Origin of the sequence: Christiangramia qingdaonensis, from assembly GCF_048381525.1 — a bacterium.
Classification (GTDB): domain Bacteria; phylum Bacteroidota; class Bacteroidia; order Flavobacteriales; family Flavobacteriaceae; genus Christiangramia.
In genome coordinates this window covers 188,580-208,278 of the sequence record NZ_JBLWIM010000008.1, presented here as the reverse complement: position 1 = coordinate 208,278, position 19,699 = coordinate 188,580, and the positions used below count along the sequence as shown (strand labels likewise).

General features: G+C 38.0%; 15 protein-coding genes. 9 read left to right on the top strand and 6 right to left on the bottom strand.

What is annotated here, in order from left to right; all coding sequences use genetic code 11:
- Positions 1 to 2: 2 nt before the first annotated feature.
- A complete protein-coding gene (locus ACNI3T_RS01655; protein ID WP_418226351.1) occupies positions 3 to 347 on the top strand; it encodes a DUF2853 family protein in 345 nt (114 codons plus the stop codon).
- Positions 348 to 448: 101 nt separating this feature from the next.
- Positions 449 to 1,297, top strand: coding sequence for a CvfB family protein (locus ACNI3T_RS01650; protein ID WP_418226350.1), 849 nt, complete (start codon positions 449 to 451; stop codon positions 1,295 to 1,297).
- Here ACNI3T_RS01650 and ACNI3T_RS01645 read toward each other — a convergent pair.
- The gene (locus tag ACNI3T_RS01645; protein WP_418226349.1) at positions 1,291 to 1,746 is read right to left on the bottom strand and encodes a hypothetical protein; all 456 of its coding nucleotides are present in this window, start codon (positions 1,744 to 1,746) and stop codon (positions 1,291 to 1,293) included. The two genes, ACNI3T_RS01650 and ACNI3T_RS01645, sit on opposite strands and share 7 nt — an antisense overlap.
- Positions 1,747 to 1,878: 132 nt before the next feature.
- On the opposite strand from ACNI3T_RS01645, the gene ACNI3T_RS01640 reads away from it, so the two are divergent.
- The 4 genes from ACNI3T_RS01640 (at position 1,879) to ACNI3T_RS01625 (ending at position 4,263) form a co-directional block, all read left to right on the top strand.
- Positions 1,879 to 2,286, top strand: coding sequence for a DUF2059 domain-containing protein (locus ACNI3T_RS01640; protein ID WP_418226348.1), 408 nt, complete (start codon positions 1,879 to 1,881; stop codon positions 2,284 to 2,286).
- A 103-nt stretch (positions 2,287 to 2,389) separates the two neighbouring features.
- Positions 2,390 to 3,229, top strand: a complete 840-nt coding sequence (locus tag ACNI3T_RS01635) for a 1,4-dihydroxy-2-naphthoyl-CoA synthase (protein ID WP_418226347.1) — start codon at positions 2,390 to 2,392, stop codon at positions 3,227 to 3,229.
- A gap of 63 nt (positions 3,230 to 3,292) precedes the next feature.
- Positions 3,293 to 3,853, top strand: coding sequence for a hypothetical protein (locus ACNI3T_RS01630; RefSeq protein ID WP_418226346.1), 561 nt, complete (start codon positions 3,293 to 3,295; stop codon positions 3,851 to 3,853).
- Between the two features lie 80 nt (positions 3,854 to 3,933).
- Entirely contained in the window at positions 3,934 to 4,263 is a 330-nt protein-coding gene (locus ACNI3T_RS01625; RefSeq protein WP_418226345.1) for a hypothetical protein, read from the top strand.
- Positions 4,264 to 4,585: 322 nt separating this feature from the next.
- On the opposite strand, the gene ACNI3T_RS01620 is transcribed toward ACNI3T_RS01625, so the two are convergent.
- The 5 genes from ACNI3T_RS01620 to uvrA form a co-directional block, all read right to left on the bottom strand.
- A complete protein-coding gene (locus ACNI3T_RS01620) occupies positions 4,586 to 5,461 on the bottom strand; it encodes an alpha/beta fold hydrolase (protein WP_418226344.1) in 876 nt (291 codons plus the stop codon).
- A 132-nt stretch (positions 5,462 to 5,593) separates the two neighbouring features.
- Positions 5,594 to 7,993 (bottom strand): alpha-ketoacid dehydrogenase subunit alpha/beta, encoded by a 2,400-nt coding sequence (locus ACNI3T_RS01615; RefSeq protein ID WP_418226343.1) that lies wholly within the window; start codon positions 7,991 to 7,993, stop codon positions 5,594 to 5,596.
- A 188-nt stretch (positions 7,994 to 8,181) separates the two neighbouring features.
- Positions 8,182 to 10,995: a metalloprotease gene (locus ACNI3T_RS01610; RefSeq protein ID WP_418226342.1), complete on the bottom strand. Its 2,814-nt coding sequence runs from the start codon at positions 10,993 to 10,995 to the stop codon at positions 8,182 to 8,184.
- Positions 10,996 to 11,071: 76 nt separating this feature from the next.
- Positions 11,072 to 11,761, bottom strand: a complete 690-nt coding sequence (locus ACNI3T_RS01605; RefSeq protein WP_026915679.1) for an LOG family protein — start codon at positions 11,759 to 11,761, stop codon at positions 11,072 to 11,074.
- Positions 11,762 to 11,770: 9 nt separating this feature from the next.
- Positions 11,771 to 14,602: an excinuclease ABC subunit UvrA gene (gene uvrA / locus ACNI3T_RS01600; protein WP_418226341.1), complete on the bottom strand. Its 2,832-nt coding sequence runs from the start codon at positions 14,600 to 14,602 to the stop codon at positions 11,771 to 11,773.
- A 384-nt stretch (positions 14,603 to 14,986) separates the two neighbouring features.
- Between uvrA and ACNI3T_RS01595 the strand changes: the two genes are divergently transcribed.
- The 3 genes from ACNI3T_RS01595 (at position 14,987) to ACNI3T_RS01585 (ending at position 19,645) form a co-directional block, all read left to right on the top strand.
- Positions 14,987 to 15,991, top strand: coding sequence for a response regulator transcription factor (locus tag ACNI3T_RS01595; protein ID WP_418226340.1), 1,005 nt, complete (start codon positions 14,987 to 14,989; stop codon positions 15,989 to 15,991).
- Between the two features lie 396 nt (positions 15,992 to 16,387).
- Positions 16,388 to 17,857, top strand: a complete 1,470-nt coding sequence (locus ACNI3T_RS01590) for a hypothetical protein (protein WP_418226339.1) — start codon at positions 16,388 to 16,390, stop codon at positions 17,855 to 17,857.
- Positions 17,858 to 17,917: 60 nt separating this feature from the next.
- Positions 17,918 to 19,645 carry a hypothetical protein gene (locus ACNI3T_RS01585; RefSeq protein ID WP_418226338.1) on the top strand — a complete coding sequence of 576 codons (1,728 nt, stop codon included), beginning with the start codon at positions 17,918 to 17,920 and terminating at the stop codon, positions 19,643 to 19,645.
- The last annotated feature ends 54 nt before the right edge of the window (positions 19,646 to 19,699 follow it).

Here is a 19,699-nt window from a genome sequence, read left to right as displayed (position 1 = left end):
TCATGAGTAAACTTGATGAAAAAGTAGGTCAGTATATCGATGACCTTAAAACCAAAGTGGGAGAGGATAATCCTGATGTGGATCTTCTGCGGAAACTGGCTCAATCCATGGGTCCAAGTATCTACAACTCAGATGCTGCAACTGTTGCAGCTTCAAGTAAATCTGAAGTGGAAACAGTAAAGAATAACTTCGTTATGAAAAAGCTTGGAATTACCGATGAAGCGGAAGCAGACGAAGCTATTAGTCAGGTGATGGAAAAATACGGAAAATCAAATCGTAATAAATACAGAGTGGTAATTTACTACCTTCTAACCAAGCACTTTGGTAAGGAAAGTATGTACAAATAGATTACTTCAACCATATATAAAGATCCGTTTGTGTGATAATCTCATAAACGGATTTTTTTATTGCTGATTAACAGTATCTTTGTATGCTAAATTTTTAGACTATGATCAGGTTAGGAGAATACCATGAATTAAGTATTATTAGAGAAAGTGATCACGGTGTGTATCTTGAGAACGATGCCGGTGATGAGGTGCTTTTGCCTAATAAATACGTTCCTGAAACCTGGAAGGTTTATGATAAGATCAATGTTTTTGTATACCTGGATCATTCAGAAAGACCGGTAGCAACAACTTTGAAGCCGAAGATCAAGTTAGATCAATTTGAAAATCTTACCTGTGTTGAGGTTAGTAAATTCGGGGCATTTCTGGATTGGGGACTGGAGAAACATCTATTTGTACCTTTTAAGGAACAGGTTATCCCAATGCAGAAAGGAGAGCGCTATCTCGTGTTCTGTTACCTGGATCTCGAAACAGAACGACTTACTGCATCTTCCAAAGTTCATGCATTTTTGGATAATTCTGAACTTACCGTAGAACCATTTGAAGAAGTGGATCTAATCGTGAGTAACGAAACCGACCTTGGTTTTAATGTGATCATTAACCAGTTACACTTAGGTTTGATCTATCACGATGAAGTCTTTAAAAAATTACGAATTGGTGATTCTCTAAGAGGTTTTATCAAGAAAATTAGAACAGATAATAAGATTGATATCATGTTGCAAAGGCCGGGATATCGAAGTATCGAGCCAAATGCGCAAAAAATCCTGGATAAGCTTGAGTCGTCCGGAGGGTTTATTGATCTAACTGATAAGTCTGATCCTGCAGATATCAAATCGAGATTGCAAATGAGCAAGAAGAGCTTTAAAAAAGCAATTGGAAGCCTTTACAAGAACAGGCAAATCGATTTGAATGAAGACGGAATCGCTTTAAAAGAGGAAGAGCAGAGTCAATAGATATATCGATATGGAGTGTTATATCTTCTCACTCCATAACTACGCTGATTGTAATTGTTCAAAAACGGATTATAGAATGGGTTGCTAAAAGAATCATTTCTATCTCTAGCTTGAATATTTCCCGTTACTTCAAAAATTTTCTTTTCTCTGGTTCTCTGCGGAAGCGGAGATCCAAGGTCGATTTCTCGAGTGATCTTATTTCTATTAGATTTGTCTATGATTGCCAGCATATCGATCTGGTCTTTCTGAATATCATTCCGAAGATGCATAAAAGAACCATCAGAAATATTAAATTCTGAAGGTTGCTGCCAGTTAAAACTGAAATCTTTCCAGTCGTTTTGGATACTACGATTGCCAATTTCGAAATCCTCACGATCCCAATACCCGAATTCTTGGGCAGAAGTACTAAAACCTGCCAGCAAAAAAAGTAGGATGTAAAGAATTCTCATGATCAGTTTTTTCTGAAGAATATCAAAAATGGTGCAAAAACATTAAATATGTTCCAATTCTTTTAGAAATTATTGAAACAGTTTTGTAAAAACGATTATTTTCACTTCCAAATTATAAAATTGAACACAAATATGAAAAAATTAATATTAAGTATTGGAGTTGCGTTTATTGGATTTACATCTATGGCGCAGGAGCAAATGACTTCAGAAGAAACAAAAGCGATTAAATTAATCGAGCTTACTTCAGGACAGCAATTCGATATTATGACCGAGCCAATCGTGAAAATGGTTGCTGAAGATAAAAGAGAAGAATTTAAGAAAGAACTTTCTGCCAGCACTGAGGAACTGTATAAGAAAATGGCGGTTATCTATACTGAAAAGTTTACAGAAGAAGAACTTGATGAGATCCTTGCATTCTATGCTACACCGGTAGGAGAGAAGATGGTAGAACTTACTCCAGACATAACGAAAAAAGCTATGGAGATAGGCCAGGCCTGGGGAATGGAATTACAACCTATGATGGCAAAATATATGCAATAATTATGTACTGATAAGTATGATCTAAACCTGTTCCCTGGAACAGGTTTTTTTATCTACTTTCTGAAGTGAACTTAAAACTTTATTTTTACTGAAAACTATTTGTATGGCTACGATAAACTGGAAAACAGTACGTGAATATGAGGATATAACTTATAAAAAGGCAGATGGGGTTGCAAGAATTGCTTTCAACCGACCAGATGTTAGAAATGCCTTCAGACCAAAAACAACTTCAGAGCTTCTGCATGCTTTTCAGGATGCACATGAAGATACATCTATTGGTGTGGTACTACTTTCTGCTGAAGGACCTTCTACAAAAGATGGAAAATGGGCATTTTGCAGTGGAGGAGACCAGAAAGCGAGAGGCCACCAGGGTTATGTTGGTGACGATGGATATCACAGGTTGAATATTCTGGAAGTACAACGACTTATTAGGTTTATGCCAAAGGCAGTGATCTGTGTGGTTCCCGGATGGGCAGTAGGTGGAGGTCACAGCTTGCATGTGGTCTGCGATCTTACGCTGGCTTCTAAGGAACATGCGATCTTTAAGCAGACAGATGCGGACGTCACCAGTTTTGACGCCGGCTATGGCTCTGCATACCTCGCTAAAATGGTGGGACAGAAGAAGGCCAGAGAGATCTTCTTTTTAGGAAGAAACTATTCCGCTCAGGAAGCTTATGAAATGGGTATGGTGAATGCCGTGATCCCGCATGAAGAATTGGAAACTACTGCCTTTGAATGGGCACAGGAAATTTTAGAAAAATCGCCGACTTCTATCAAAATGCTGAAATTTGCCATGAATCTTACCGATGATGGGATGGTAGGGCAGCAGGTATTTGCCGGGGAGGTCACCAGACTGGCATATATGACAGATGAAGCTAAAGAAGGTAGAGATGCATTTTTAGAAAAAAGAAAGCCAAATTTTGAAAAGAAGTGGATTCCATAGAGAATTCACGCAACCATTTCAGGAAAAGAGCGTCTTTATAGTAGAACTAAACTTTAAATGATTATGGAATTCCCGAAAATAGTATACAAATTCTTTGTTCTATTTCTAACAGTTGTAAGCTTTAGCTCTTGTAGTAGCGATGATAATTCTAATAGTGAAAAGGAATTCGTTGGTGAAAGTGGCATCAATTCTTCAGAAAGCAAAGATCTATGGATTTCATTGAAAAGTACTAACAAGGATAGCTATGAGTATACCATAGAGACAGCATCCTGGACAGGCTTCGCTACTTCAACTACAATTAAGGTTGAAAATGGGGAAGTGGTAAGTAGAGAATTTATCTCTACCCAGCCCCAGGAAGAGAATCCAGCCGAAACTGAAACTGTAGAGGAATACATGGAGGCGGGTTCTGATCTTGGAACGCATGAGAGTGGAGCAGAAATTCTGACCATAGATGAGCTATATAGCCTTTGTTTTGCAGAATATCTGACTATCGATACTGATTCCAACCTTATCTATTTTGATACTACTTCCGAAGGAGTTATCAATACTTGTGGCTATGTAAATAAGAATTGTGCAGATGATTGTTTTGTTGGTTTTAAGCTGACTAACTTTACCTGGTTATAGGATTATTTAAAACAAGATGTTGAAGTGTAATTTCACGGTCTTGGCTAAAACTATATTTCAAATCGACTTAAAACTTCAACATGAAAAAGCTGCTTATTCTGATGTCATTATTTCTGATTTTTGCGTGTTCTGAAGATTCAGATCCGGGAATTCTTGATCAGGAAGTTCTAAAGGAGAAACCTGAAGTGGTTGAAGAAGCTACTGAGGAACAAACTGAAACCGAAGCTGAAAGCGACGCTGATAGCGGCGATAAGGAAGAAGAATCAGATACCGAAATTGAAGTAGAACTACCTCAAGTTTGGAAATTATTTAAAATGAGCTGTAGTAATACCGAGGAGTGTACAAAAGAAGGAGATGAAATGGATTTCCAGGATACTTATACTTTCAGGGAAGATAAAACGGTTGAATAGATCAGGATCAGGCAGAATGATACTATTAAAGTAGAAGGAAACTTTAAAGTAACTAAATCGCAATATGATACCTCGGCTTATACGCTGATTTATGATGGAGAACCGACTCCAGAGGATATTGGTATCTTTTCAAGTTGTTTGAGTAGGGAAGAATATCTGTATGTTCTTCAGGATGAAGAAAATATTCTGAAGAACACTGTAGAAGACTGCGATGGACCTATGATGTACTATAGCAGGGAAAATCAATAAATAAATCAACGACCATATTAAAAAAAGCCGTGTAGATTTACACGGCTTTTTTTAATCCTGATATGTTTGGAATCTAATATGTTTTTTTAATCAAATCATCAATCTTTTCAGCAATTTCCTCATGAACCTCTTCCTGCAACAAATGTCTTGATGAGAGTAAATGTGTTTCCTGAGTATCGGTTAATTCCTCAAGTTCTTTGCTGAAATGATCATAGGTTAGAGCCGGATCATCCTCACCCCACACTGCCTGAATTGGATAGTCTACATCTTTCAAAGCAGTCTGTACTAAATTCTGAAATTCTTCAGTTTGGTTGAAATTTCTCATAAGCTTCAGAAAAGCTTTTCCATCATCTTCTCTTTTCAGAAGATCAACATATGCTTTAATTTCCGCAGAAGAAGAGCATGAAGAATCATTGACGCCCATTTGAGAAAACATAACTGGCCAGGTAGCGTGAGTGATAGAAATTAACTCAGCTTCACCCAAAACTTTTTTCTCGAATGGTCGCATTACCAGTGGCTTCTTGAAATTCTGAATATCTATCATCGTATTCAGTATAGTAATTGATTTTACCTTTTCAAGATTCTTAGCAGCTAGCGCAAACCCAACAAGACCACCAATATCATGGACTACTAAATGAAACTTTTCAATGTTTAATTCCTTTAAACAGTCTGTAAGGAAGTCGGCGAAATTATTGAATTCATAATCAAAATCCTCTGGCCGGTCGCTTAGGCCTAGTCCGGGAAGATCTACAGAGACACCACGGTGACCTTTCTCAACTAGCGAATCTATAACTTTTCTGTATAGAAAAGAGGAAGTAGGCACCCCATGAACACAAAAAACCACTTCACCACTTCCTTTGTCCAGAGCGAATGTGTTGATACCGTTAATGTCAAAATATTTTCCTTCTCGTTTGTGATTTTTGATCACGTCTTCAATTTCCTTACTCATAATCATTTTATTTCAATAACTATAAAGCTACGATCTTAGAGATAAGTCTTTCGAAAGCACGTCTTAAAGTGTGGTTAAGGAAAACAAAAAAGCCGCGAACGATTCGCGGCTTGTATAAAAAGATAGATTTTACTATCGTAGTTTCGGATATTTATTAGGATTGGTTTCGTGCATGATCGCATACACTTTTTCGAAAATATCTTCCGCAGATGGTTTAGAGAAATAATCACCGTCTGTACCGTAGGCAGGCCTATGTTCCTTAGCTGTTAAGGTTTGCGGCTTACTGTCCAGGTATCTGTAGGCATTCTGTTCATCAAGAACTTTCTGCAGGATATAGGCTGAAGCTCCTCCAGGAACATCTTCATCGATAACCAATAGTCGGTTTGTCTTTTGAACACTTTTAACGATGTCATGATTAATATCAAAAGGTAGAAGAGACTGAACATCTATCACTTCAGCATCAATATCAACCTGAGTTAATTCCTTCGCGACTTCTTCTACAATTCGCAATGTAGAACCGTAGGAAACAAGAGTAATATCTGTACCTTCTTTTAAAGTTTCAGTAACTCCAATAGGCGTCTTGATATCCTTAAGGTTCGTAGGTAACTTCTCTTTAAGTCTATATCCATTAAGGCACTCGATAACTAATGCTGGGGTATCTAATTCCAACAGATGGTTGTAGAAACCAGCAGCTTTCGTCATGTTTCTAGGAACAAGCACATACATTCCTCTTACAAGGTTGAGAATACCGGCCATTTGTGAGCCACTATGCCAGATACCTTCGAGACGATGCCCCCTAGTTCTAACGATTAAAGGCGCTTTTTGCATTCCTTTAGTTCTGTAGTGCAGTGTTGCAAGATCATCACTCATTCCCTGAAGGCAATACATTACGTAATCAAGGTACTGGATTTCAGCAATTGGACGTAGTCCTCTCATTGCCATTCCAATTCCCTGTCCAAGAATAGTTGCTTCTCTAATCCCGGCATCAGAAACTCTGAATTTTCCGTATTTATTCTGAAGTCCTTCAAGCCCCTGGTTTACATCACCAATCTCACCTGCATCTTCCCCAAAGATCAAAGCATTTGCATGATTTTCAAAGATCTGATCAAAATTTTCTCTTAATATAATTCGAGCATCCACTTCATCTACTTCCTCATCGTATTCTGGAAGTACTTCTGTTAATGTGTTCTCATCGATATAAAGATGTGAACTATACTCATCTTTGTTTTCCTCTCCAAATTCACTTAACCAATTAAGTAATTCATCTTTTTCAGCAGAAGATTCACCTATTGTATATCTTAAGGTTTGTCTTGCTACAGAAATAAGATCTTTCTTCAAAGGTTCTCGGTCATTGGCAATTTTCTCTTTAAGGGAATTGATAAAGTTCCCGTTAGAACTACTACCAGCTACCTTACCAAGAAGTTCTACCACTTGCTTCTTTCTAGCTAAAGTTGGTTTTAAATAATTGTTCCAGGCATTACTTTTGGCAGTTCTTACCTGTTTTTTGATCTCTTTCTCCATCGCATCAAGATCTTCAGCATTGGAGAAATTATTTTCAATAATCCACTCGCGAAACTTCACATTACAATCATGTTCTTTCTCCCAGTTCAATCTGTCTTCAGATTTATATCTTTCATGAGATCCAGAAGTTGAGTGACCCTGAGGCTGTGTTAACTGCTGTACATGAATTAGAACCGGGCAATGCTCTGCACGTGCGATGGAGGATGCTTTTTCATAAGCATCTACTAACGCAGGATAATTCCAGCCTTCTACCACAATGATCTCATAACCATCATGTTCTTCATCACGCTGAAAGCCTTTAAGGATTTCAGATATATTTTCTTTAGTTGTTTGATGTCTGGCGTGTACAGAAATACCATACTCGTCATCCCAAACACTCATCACCATTGGTACCTGCAAAACACCGGCAGCATTAATGGTTTCCCAGAAATGACCTTCACTTGTACTGGCATTTCCAATGGTTCCCCATGCTACTTCGTTACCATTATCTGTGAATTTCTCTGCAGAAATTCCATCAACATTTCTATAGATCTTGGATGCCTGAGCAAGACCAAGTAATCGCGGCATTTGCCCAGCTGTAGGAGAAATATCTGAACTGGAATTCTTCTGTTCCATCAAATTTTTCCATTCTCCGTTCTCATCGAGGCTATGCGTCATAAAATGACCACCCATCTGTCTTCCGGCAGACATTGGTTCATTATCAAGATTCGTATCTGCATATAAACCGGCAAATAACTGCTCCGGAGTAAGAGCGCCTATAGCCATCATAAAAGTTTGATCACGGTAGTAACCCGATCTAAAATCACCATTCTTGAAAGCTTTGGCCATCGCCAGTTGTGGTACTTCCTTTCCATCTCCAAATATTCCGAACTTCGCCTTCCCGGTAAGTACTTCTCGTCTACCTAAAAGACTACATTCTCTGCTGGTAACAGCAATTTTGTAATCTTCAAGTACCTGAGACTTGAATTCATCAAATGAAATAGAATTTTCAGTTTGTGTTTCGCTTTGCATGAACATTATTTTGAATAGAAGCAAATGTAGCGAAAATCAAAATTATACACAATTCAAATTTTCACCATAAAACTGATAATAATTCAAATTTAACCTTTATTTATTATTTATTTCAGAAATATTAGGCGTGAGATTCAGAATTCGTTGACAAATATGAAATTGTTCTGAGTATAGCGTAAGGAATTTATTTAATACCAGCGTCTTGTAAAAAGTTTGATAATTGTTCCAATATCTAGGGAGACGATAAACCTGATCTTTTCATCATAATTTTCCTGAGCCACTTCCCAGCCAAGGTTCGAATATACAGGAAGAAACAGCTCAAAATAATCCTGAACCAGGCTCATACGTATGCCGGAATCGTAAAGTAATTTTCCATTCTCATGCCGATTCTTTACAATACCCACATCACCATAAGCGTAAATCCATTTCCAGATATTGGTACTTGCGTTCATAGTGGTAATCCATTCATTGGCATATTCCGGTTGCAGTTGAGATTTAAAGCCACCTTCAGCAACAATAATTTGTTGGCTGAATAATCCGCTTCCCTGGCTTCTTCCGTAGTAATTATAGTCAAAAAGATAATCTGTAGGACGATCCAGCGCAAAACTGAAGTAATCATTATTGCGGGCATCATTATACAAAAATGTTCCTCCAAAGAACCTTAAATTGATTTGCCTGTTATTGGTAAACAATTTTCTGTACTCTGCTGTGACCGCTATTTTACTGAACTTATCTGATAGCTGATAATCGAATGATGCGGTTAAATGCTTTAGAAAATTAGGATTGCTATAGCTGTACTTTACATTCAGAACATTATAGTCTGGCTGAAGGAGTGGATCATCAGGATTCTGATCTCGATGAACATTAATATTTCTAATCAATAATCGCTGACTTTCATTACTTCTTAAATATGAGTTTCTGAAGGCGAAGACAAGAAACGGACTGTATTTCTGGTAGAATAGATCATAACCATAAGAATACCGTGAACCGCCAATCCCATAATAAATAAGGTACAGGTCATTATTCTCGAATTGATGGGCGTTATAGAATGATGCCGATCCAACAAGAGTTTCACTGCCAAAACCGTATTTTGGAGAAAGTGAAAAGTTGAAAGTTTTGCTCAGGACTGTTTTATTATAAAGTTTAGGTCCAATAGAAATACCATCATATAGGTTGAAATCAAACTCTGGCATAAAAAAGATCTGGTTATATCTTGGATCTTCGATATCCTGAAGCAGTCTGAATTGTATGGGCTTATTGAGTAGCGTGCTTACTCTCTTGTAATTATTTCTTTGATTGAACTCGGGAATCTCTGCTTCATAATTTAAGGCAAGTCTTTCAATATCCATTCGGGGGATAGTAACGGTTTTGGTGTCCCGAACCTTTTCAACCCAGGTTTTGTAGATCGATTTTCCGTCTTTGAGTCCGTAGAGACTAATAGGCATTTCGTTCTGCCTTAAATTTTGAATTCGAACATCCAGAGAATCATCCTCTCTTTTTGTTACCTTCTGAATCTTAAAATCAATTTTAGTATTGCTTCCTACGTAATCTTCAAAAAACCATGAAATATCTTTCCCTGCATTCTTCTGAAGGATCTCTGCAAACTGAACATCGCTGGTAGGTTTTAATTTATACTTTTTATAAAATTCACCAATCGATTTCGATACGGTCGAGTCTCCAAGAAACTCTTCAAGGTATTTGATACCAACACCAGCCTTATAGGCGTTTGCAATATTCTTATTGAATTTGACCAGCGAATCCTGGCTTGTATTCAGCGGCTGATCAATGTTCATCCTGGCCACATTCATGTACAGGAACTGGTATTGATCGTTAAATTCAAGATCTGCCGCATGGAACCAGCGAATTCCAATAATGTCACTTAAGTTCCCTATAAGTTTCATTTTGGGATAATAAGTATCCACGTAATCGATCATTAATGAAACCAGAATAGCATCGGTCACCCATTTCTCGGTTCTGGGATTGATAAAAACCGAATTCTGGAGATAGTAATTAGTTACAGTTTTGAATAGTTTTAGATCATATTGAAATCCGTCGGGAAAAGGACGTATAAAACCTGGTAATTGATTTAGTCCGTAAATTGGACTATTCTGATAATCTTCCTGGGTAATAAAGATATTTTCATTAGGATAGCTTCCCAGCCGATCTTCAAGAAAACTAAAAGTTCGGGAGAGCAGCTTTGTTTTGTTTTCCAGCTCCATATCTTCATCACGAATATTGGTTATGACCTTATTCGAGTTTGCAGGTAGAGATTCAAAAATGTAAGTGTTGGTTAAGTACATTTTGCTGTCTACGCGTTGGTCTCCGCTAAAATGAATGGTCTTAAAACCTTTTCTGGTTTGGGTGCGGGTAAGGTCTAATGCTGAAGCTGCATAGTATTCAGTAGGAATATCGATATTGATCTCAATATTGTACGGGCTTACATATTGGGTGCCGAGATCCTTGTGACTGTAAAGTTTCCATCCGTTATCCAGTGGGGCAGGAGTCATATACCAGTAACGCAATTTGTAATTCCCTTCGCCGTCCCGACCAAATCGGGTGAATTTATCATCAGGAATTTTTAAGTCGTATTGAAGATTTAAGGTGATAGAATCTCCGGAGGCCAATGGTTCGGGGAGAAATACTCGTACGAGGTCTTCAATATTGCCGGGACGATCCCATTCCAGGGAGGATCCTTCAGCAGAATTAATAGACTCAATAATAGTATGACCACGTTCTTCCTGCCTGGCAAAATGAAAGCGGCGGGCAAAATCTTCAGCAAACCTTTTCGCCAGAGGAGAAGTCTTGGAACTAAATGCATTATTCCAGTCATTCAGATAAATACTTACCAGTTCCCTTTCTTCAGTGTTTACAAAGGTGATTTGCTGATCGACTTCTATAGTATGAAGACTGTCAACCAGGCGGGCGTTCACCTTCATGGCATTTTGTGCAGAGAGCCATAACGGGAATAGTAAAATAAGAAAGAAACACTGAAGGTATTTCAACGAAATTTAAGTTTAGTGCTGATAAAAATCAGATCTAAATATAAACAAAGTTTGATACCTTCAGCAGTGGAAAATATTAGAAATTCGGGCTTAAGTTATATTCATCGTAGAATTTATCCAGGATGTCTATTACTTCGTCTTCAGTATCTACGACCTGCACCAGATCAATATCTGCAGGACTAATATTTTGAAAACTATCAAGAAGGGTAGTTTTGATCCATTCAACAAGACCTCCCCAGAATTCTGTTCCTACAAGAATGATTGGAAACTTATCGATCTTATGTGTTTGAATAAGAGTGATCGCTTCGAACAATTCGTCGAGCGTACCGAAGCCACCAGGCATTACTACAAACCCCTGGGAATACTTTACGAACATTACCTTTCTAACGAAGAAATAATCAAAATCCAGACTTTTATCGTTGTCTATATATGGATTATCATGCTGCTCAAAAGGCAGATCGATATTAAGTCCAACAGATGTACCGCCGGCCAGATGAGCTCCTTTGTTACCAGCCTCCATGATCCCGGGACCACCACCAGTGATCACGCCATAGCCATGATCAACGATCTTTTTCGCCACTTTTTCGGCCAACCCGTAATATTTCATATCGGGTTTAGTTCGTGCAGATCCAAAAATAGAAACACAAGGTCCAATCTGGCTTAGTTTCTCGTATCCATTCACGAATTCACCCATTATCTTAAAAATCGCCCAGGAATCATTCGTTCTTATCTCGTTCCAGGCTTTATTGCTATTTGCTGCTTTCATATGGTTGGTTTAACTCATTTCCTTCTTCAGGAAGCGAGCAGTGTAACTTTTAGTGTTTTTAATTATTTGTTCAGGAGTGCCGGTTGCGACAACTTCACCGCCACCTTTACCACCTTCGTATCCTATATCTATGATATGATCTGCCATTTTGATTACATCCATATTATGTTCTATAATAAGGACAGTATTTCCTTTATCGGTAAGCGAATTTAAGACATCCATCAAAACCCTGATATCTTCAAAATGCAGACCGGTCGTTGGCTCGTCCAGGATATAAAAAGTATTTCCGGTATCCCTTTTAGAAAGTTCGGTCGCCAGTTTTATCCTTTGAGCTTCTCCACCAGAAAGTGTTGTGGATTGTTGTCCTAAACTTATATATCCCAGTCCAACATCCTGAATTGTCTTCAATTTTCTAAATATCTTCGGAATGTTCTCAAAGAAAGGAGTAGCCTCATTGATGGTCATTTCCAGCACATCTGCGATAGATTTTCCTTTATATCGAATCTCCAGAGTCTCACGATTAAAGCGTTTCCCCTGGCAGGTTTCACATTCTACGTAAACATCTGGCAGGAAATTCATTTCGATCACACGAAGTCCGCCACCTTTACAGGTTTCACATCTCCCGCCTTTTACGTTAAAGCTGAATCTTCCCGGTTTATAACCACGAATTAGCGATTCAGGTGTTTTCGCAAAAAGGTTTCGCACTTCAGAAAATACGCCGGTATAAGTAGCGGGATTAGAACGCGGGGTTCGTCCAATAGGACTTTGGTTAATATCGATCACCTTGTCTATATGGTCCAGACCCTTTATAGTTTTATAAGGTTTAGGAACTTTAACTCCATTAAAATAATGAGCATTCATAATAGGGTAGAGGGTCTCATTGATCAAAGTGGATTTCCCACTTCCTGAAACACCGGTTACCGCAATCATTTTTCCTAACGGAATTTTAATGCTCACATTCTTCAGGTTATTTCCTGTCGCACCTTTTAATTCGATCGACTTCCCATTACCTTTTCGTCTTTTCTCCGGAATAGCGATGGCCTTTTTCCCACTCAAATAATCTGCAGTTAGCGTAGAATGATTCAGCAGTTCTGAAGGAGGACCTTCGCTAATGATCTCACCACCATATTTCCCGGCACGTGGTCCAATATCGATCACGTGATCTGCCCTTTCTATCATATCCTTGTCGTGCTCCACAACGATTACAGTATTCCCGATATCTCTCAAGGACTCCAAAGAATTGATCAGCTTTTCGTTATCGCGTTGATGCAGCCCGATACTAGGTTCATCAAGAATGTACAAAACACCTACCAGTTGGGATCCAATCTGAGTAGCAAGTCTAATACGTTGTGCTTCTCCACCCGAAAGTGATTTGGAACCACGATTTAAATTAAGGTACGTAAGACCTACATCTACCAGAAAGGCGATGCGGGCGCGAATTTCTTTTACGACCTCTTCACCAATCTGTAATTGTTTAGCTGAAAGCTTTGCTTCGATATTTTCGAACCAGTCGGCTAGATCTGAAATATCAAGATTAGCAAGTTCGGCAATATTTTTATCATTTATTCTAAAGTATAAAGCTTCCTTTTTTAATCGGGAACCTTCACATTCCGGGCAATCTACCTTGTCCATGTATTCCTTAGCCCATCTGCGTAAAGAAGTGGAATCGTTGTTTTTAAAGGTTGTTTCAATAAAGCTTGCTACACCTTCAAAATCGATCTTGAAATCGCGGGTGATTCCTAAAGCCTTGGATTCCTTGGAGAATTTTTCCTTTCCTCCATATAGGATCATCTCTAATGCTTCCTTCGGAATCTTATTGATAGGATCACTCAGGCTGAAATCGAAGCGTTCCGCTATAAGTTCAAGTTGAGAAAATACCCAGTTCTTTTTTTGAGGCCCGTGAGGTTCCAGACCTCCGTTTTTAATGGATTTCTTAGGCTCCGGAATAATCTTGTCAATATTCACCTGGTATAAGGTACCTATCCCATTACAATTAGGACAGGCTCCTTTAGGCGAATTAAAGGAAAAACTATTAGGTTCTGGATTAGGATAACTTATTCCAGTAGTTGGACACATAAGATTCCTACTAAAATATCGAACCTCACCACTATCCTGGTCCAGAATCATAAGAGTATCCTCACCATGATACATGGCCGTTTTAATACTTTCATCAAGTCTTTTATCTGCTTCGGGCTTTTCTTCAATTTTCAAGCGGTCTACAACAATCTCAATATCATGAGTCTTGTATCGATCCAGCTTCATGCCTTTTTCAATATCCACCACTTTTTCATCTGCCCGAACTTTGATAAATCCCTGCTTGGCAATAGATTCGAACAATTCGCGGTAGTGACCTTTTCTACTTCTTATTACTGGTGCAAGAACATTTACCTTTTTACCCTTAAAATCCTGTAATATGAGTTCCTTTATCTGGGAGTCTGTATAGCTCACCATTTTCTCACCGGTCTTATAACTGTAAGCTTCTCCAGCTCTGGCAAACAATAATCTTAGAAAATCATAGATCTCTGTGATCGTTCCTACAGTACTCCTTGGATTCTTACTGGTTGTTTTCTGTTCTATGGCGATCACTGGGGAGAGACCTTCAATTTTGTCCACATCTGGACGTTCCAGGCTCCCTAAGAACTGGCGGGCATATGCAGAAAAAGTTTCGATGTATCTACGCTGTCCTTCAGCATAGATGGTATCAAAAGCGAGTGAAGACTTTCCAGATCCAGAAAGCCCTGTTATTACAACAAGCTTTTCTCTGGGAATGGAAACATCTATATTCTTAAGATTGTGAACTCTAGCTCCTAATACTTCGATACTGTCTTCAAATTTCGCCATACATTTTTTCAAGATGGCAAAGTTACTTATTGTAACGCTATTAGGAAAGCCGAAGTCAAAGTACTGTTGTTAAGATACCTGTAATTTTTTGTAAGAAAGAATGTAGCAGAAAGTTGTTAAGCCAATCTTAATTTTTAGAGTGATTTCAGTTTTCCAGTCGATGAAGTAAGTTAATATTGTTAAGAAAACCTAAATACCTACATTTTATATAACTGATTGTCAGAGTAATATTACTATAAAAATTTTATCTCTGGATTTACAGCTACTATATTTGAGTATCCCTAAAAATGTTCCCGATCTGTTCATGATCATTTAGAAGTGTAACTGTAACCCTACTCAGTTGCAATTGGAGCTTGTTTATATTTATTTAATGTTTGAGAGAAAATGCAAAAGAAACAATTACTTATTGTAAGTAAGAATGAATTGCTTATCCAGGAACTTGTTCAGGGTTTGAGCACTATGTTTGATGTTTCCATAGAAGGATCTATACATGTAGCTTATCACAGGGTACTTAACTTATTACCAGATACGATTGTTTTCGACAAAACTTCCTATCGTAAACCTTCAGATTTTAAGAATTTGAAAAACTTTAAAGCAACCCACTTTCTAAAAAGAGCACATCTTGCAATCTATGGAAGTCCATTGGAAATTAAGATGATGGCAAAACGATACAAAGATCTTGTAGATGAGTATCATTCTACTGCCACAGGTTTAGAGCAATTGGTTTCTAGAATCGCTCGCACTGCAGAACAACATAAACTTAATTACTGGCATGAATGCTTTATGGGTCTATTTCACTTAATGAATCAACCCGTGCTACTGCTGGAGAAAGACCAGATAGTTAATATGAACGATGTCGCAAGAAATACATTCAGGACCAGTGAGGAAATGTTGGATATTACAGATATCGTGAGATCAGATGCTAAGAATACAATAAGGGAATGTTTGCGCAAATTTGCAAAAGGTAAGCATATGCATGCTACAAATGAAACCACTCTTAGGATCACCAGTCAGAAACTTAGAAATGCACGTATTACGCTTTCAAAATTGACTCCTAAAATTCAGGATACTTATATTATGCTGATTGATTTTATGGGTGATGAATATTGTCTCCGAGACAACGTGGGATCTACAGCTACAGAAGTTGAAAATTCTCTGTCAATGACAAAATGTATGGAAGAGGAGAATTTCACAAGAAGAGAAAAAGAGATCATTACACTTTTATGTAAGGGCTATAAGACCAAGGAAATTTCAGAAGCACTATTTATAAGTCCTAAAACAATAGAGAAACATAGATCGAGTATTATAAAAAGAACAAATTCAGATACGATCCTTGAAAGCATTATATATGCTATCAATCATAACCTGGTTGAAATGCCAAAATCATAAAGCATTGTTAAACAGGGTTTTTAAGATAAATAATAGGGGATTTCCCCTATAAATTTGAGGAACACATTTATATATATTTACATAGATTTCTAAAAGAGGTTGCCCCCATCTTCACAAAATCTTTCCTACACTAAGATCGCCCCCGATCCCTACTACTTTATAAATTGAAAAGAATCATCTCATTTGAGATACCATATATATTATTTATTAACCATTCGAAAATTTATTAACCAAAACTCTGTAATCATGAAGTAGATAGTCACTCCCACCTGGTTCAATCTGAACCAGCTAACTCGTAAGATCAAATCTTAAGAACCTTTATCCACGAACATATATCGTTCCCTGGACCAGACATTTATTAACCATTCTCAAAATTTTAACCAAAACTTTTTAATCATGAAAAAATTAAATCATTATCTGGCATTCTGCGTAGTATTTGCGTTGCTTATGGCCGGATGTAGTGAAGATGAAAACGAAAAAATAAATCCAGGTGAAGATTCAGCATTTGTTGAGATCACTTTTGGAGCATCACTTGACGAACTCGTAAACCGCGCCGTACAGGTTAATAAGGATCATTTTAACCAAGTTCCAACCTGTTCAGATGCTACACCTGCTGTAGCAAGAATCGAATTTTCCTATGGAGGGCAGAATTATTCGACAGATGTAGATATTCTGTTTGATGGAACTGCATACTTTACAGATTACTCTGAAGCACTAAAGATCCCAGTAGCAAATAATGGGACTACTACCGTTACTTTAACTGGTTTTATGGTGTACGACGGAGATCCTGATACAGATGGAGATATTATCTGGATCGCACCTAAATCATCTGAAGAAGGTCAGTTTGATGGATACGTAGACAACCCACTACCATTCGATTTTGATGTTCGAGACGGTACGAAACCATACATTGATATTGAAGTTCTTTGCTATGATAGACGTATGGTAAATGAATATGGTTATGTATTCTTTGAACTTGAAAATACTGAACTAATCAACTTCTGTATTTTTGGAAACTTCTGCCCTCCATCTGGTAGACACTACCTTGCTTCTTATAGCGTGAATGTTTGGACGGTGGATGAAAATGGAAATAATCTTGTAGATCTTTATGATGGTGGTATAGAAAATATGATCGTTGAAGAAGATGGACAGTATTCTGCAGACCCATTATGTATCGTATTACCAGATAGATTAGACGAGACCGATAGATATCGTATTGAAATTAGAATTCAAGATGGTCCCGATTATGACGCTAACGAAGGTGAATTAATTAGAACTGCAATTCTTACAGATCTAGAGATTAGAACATTTTTTGATGGCGATGATAACTTGGAATACTACCACTTCTTTGAAGGTTGTGGAGAGTCTGATGATCCACAAATCTTTGATGATCCTCGTGACGACACCATGGTTTATAAGACTTGTGCTAAAGAATTAAATGATTCTGGTGTTATAGCCTTGGCTTCTGTTGCAAAAACAGGAAATAAATTTGATGTAACCGTACTTGCTACTAATACTACTGCAGGAATGAGTCATCTACAGCATATTCATGGATTTGCTCCTGTACAGGGAGTTCAACAGGACGCAACCTGTCCAACTATGGACGCTGCTGGCGCTGACGGTATTCTAACACTGGCAGAAGGTGTGCCATTCTACGGTCCTGTTCAATTGGGTCTGTCTGATTCTGGAGATCAATATCCTGTCGCAGATGCAAATGGAAATTATATCTACGAAAGAGTTTTCACACTTTCAGCGGAAGAAATGGAAAATCTTACATCTCTTGATAAGAATGTGATCGTAATTCATGGTCTTGATGGCAATGCTACTTTACCAGTAGCTTGCGGAGAACTTTCTCTGGTTCAATAATATTGAGGGGACACTTGAAATAAGTGTCCCTTTTTTTAATCAACTTAAAACACAACATAAATGAAACATTTTAAAATTTGTATGGGATTGTTAGCAATGTTAGCGTTGCTGATGATGTCATGTAGCCAGGAAGATCAATCTTCTTCTGAAACGGGCACAGATGTACAGTCTGTAGAATTACAATTTGGAGCTTTATTAAATGACCTGGCAAACCGGGCCATGAGCGTGAACAAGGATCATTTTAACCAAATTCCTGATTGTTCAGATGCACTTCCAGCGGTAGCTAGTATAGCTTTCAGCTATGGTGGAAATGACTATGATGTAGATGTGGACATTCTGAATGATGGATCAGACTTCTATACAGCATATTCAGAAGATCTAAAAATACCAGTAGCTAATAATAGCTCTGTAACCGTGACATTAAATGGTTTTCGGGTTTATGACGGTGACCCAGATGATGATGGCGAGTTAATTTGGGTAGCTCCAATTGAAACCACTCCCGGACAGTTTGATGGATATGTGGATAACCCATTGCCTTTCACTTTTGAAGTTCGTGACGGTACGAAACCATATATCGACATTGAAGTTTTATGTTTTGATCGCAGAATGGTCAATGAATATGGCTATCCTTTCTTTGATCTGGTACCTGGAAAACTATATCCTCTATGCTTCTTCGCAAACTATTGCCCTAGCGTAAATGGTAGACATTATGTAGGTAATTATAGCGTAGATCTTTATTATGATAATGGTGAAGAGCGTATTAAACTATATTCTACAGCACAAACACCAACAACTGGTGAAACTAATGGAGAATATTTTGCAGATCCTCTTTGTTTAGTAGTACCAGAATCTCCTTTTGAAGATCCTACTACTGAATATCTTTTCTATACTGTTACTCCTCTAGACTGGACAGATTCTTATGGTGATATAGATAATACACCATTAGCAGAAGTTGGTCTGAACTGGAATGATGTTGACGGATTATTAAGCAATGATGGTGAATCTGTAGACTATGTACACCTCTTTATAGGTTGCGAGCCACCAATAGGAGATTGTCCTGGTGTACCAACAGAAGGAGATATGGATGGAGATTGCGTGCCAGATGTTGATGACGAGTGTCCAGAAGTTCCAGGTACTGCTGAAAATTTTGGTTGTCCAGATGATGAATGTCCTGGAGAGGATTTAGATGGTGACGGATTGTTTGGAGACTGTGATCAGTGTCCTGATGAAGCTGGAACAGCTGAGAATTTTGGTTGTCCATTGGATGATTGTACGACTGATACTGACAATGATGGTGTAGTAGATTGTGAAGATGAATGTCCGGATACTCAGGGTCCAGCAGATAATGATGGTTGTCCAGAAGATAATGGAGGTGATACTTGTGAAACAGCATTCATGTTTGGTGATACACAGATTAAAGACATTTCAAATGGTAACCGTTGGGGATGGGCTGAAAACTTTGACACCACAATTGACGGTAACAGTAAAACTTTCAATTTCTGGGCTGGAGCTGGTCAAAATGATACTAGCAAAGGAGAACTTGTAGGTACTATAACTATTACTGTTAATGGAGATGAGGTGAATTTTGATATCGACCTTGAATCAGGAGTTAATTTGGATGATCTTCACGTTTACTTAAGCGAAGATAACCCTGGAAATATAGCAAAAAGCCCAGGTCAGTATAACAGAAATGATGAGGTAAGTACAGGTGATTTAGATTTCACTTTAGATCGTACCAGTGACGATTCCAGTTTTTGGATAATTGTTCATGGAGTAGCTTGTTATTAGATAAAAATTGTTCCATCCTGGAAAAGATTTAATTGACTTCAGGATGGGATTTTT

Excerpts from the sequence above, each read along its gene's own strand:
- ACNI3T_RS01585 (WP_418226338.1), top strand. The coding sequence starts at position 17,918 with ATGAAACATTTTAAAATTTGTATGGGATTGTTAGCAATGTTAGCGTTG.
- ACNI3T_RS01615 (WP_418226343.1), bottom strand. The coding sequence starts at position 7,993 with ATGCAAAGCGAAACACAAACTGAAAATTCTATTTCATTTGATGAATTC.
- ACNI3T_RS01650 (WP_418226350.1), top strand. The coding sequence starts at position 449 with ATGATCAGGTTAGGAGAATACCATGAATTAAGTATTATTAGAGAAAGT.
- ACNI3T_RS01630 (WP_418226346.1), top strand. The coding sequence starts at position 3,293 with ATGGAATTCCCGAAAATAGTATACAAATTCTTTGTTCTATTTCTAACA.
- ACNI3T_RS01625 (WP_418226345.1), top strand. The coding sequence starts at position 3,934 with ATGAAAAAGCTGCTTATTCTGATGTCATTATTTCTGATTTTTGCGTGT.
- uvrA (WP_418226341.1), bottom strand. The coding sequence starts at position 14,602 with ATGGCGAAATTTGAAGACAGTATCGAAGTATTAGGAGCTAGAGTTCAC.
- ACNI3T_RS01595 (WP_418226340.1), top strand. The coding sequence starts at position 14,987 with ATGCAAAAGAAACAATTACTTATTGTAAGTAAGAATGAATTGCTTATC.
- ACNI3T_RS01645 (WP_418226349.1), bottom strand. The coding sequence starts at position 1,746 with ATGAGAATTCTTTACATCCTACTTTTTTTGCTGGCAGGTTTTAGTACT.
- ACNI3T_RS01590 (WP_418226339.1), top strand. The coding sequence starts at position 16,388 with ATGAAAAAATTAAATCATTATCTGGCATTCTGCGTAGTATTTGCGTTG.
- ACNI3T_RS01620 (WP_418226344.1), bottom strand. The coding sequence starts at position 5,461 with ATGAGTAAGGAAATTGAAGACGTGATCAAAAATCACAAACGAGAAGGA.
- ACNI3T_RS01605 (WP_026915679.1), bottom strand. The coding sequence starts at position 11,761 with ATGAAAGCAGCAAATAGCAATAAAGCCTGGAACGAGATAAGAACGAAT.
- ACNI3T_RS01635 (WP_418226347.1), top strand. The coding sequence starts at position 2,390 with ATGGCTACGATAAACTGGAAAACAGTACGTGAATATGAGGATATAACT.
- ACNI3T_RS01655 (WP_418226351.1), top strand. The coding sequence starts at position 3 with ATGAGTAAACTTGATGAAAAAGTAGGTCAGTATATCGATGACCTTAAA.
- ACNI3T_RS01640 (WP_418226348.1), top strand. The coding sequence starts at position 1,879 with ATGAAAAAATTAATATTAAGTATTGGAGTTGCGTTTATTGGATTTACA.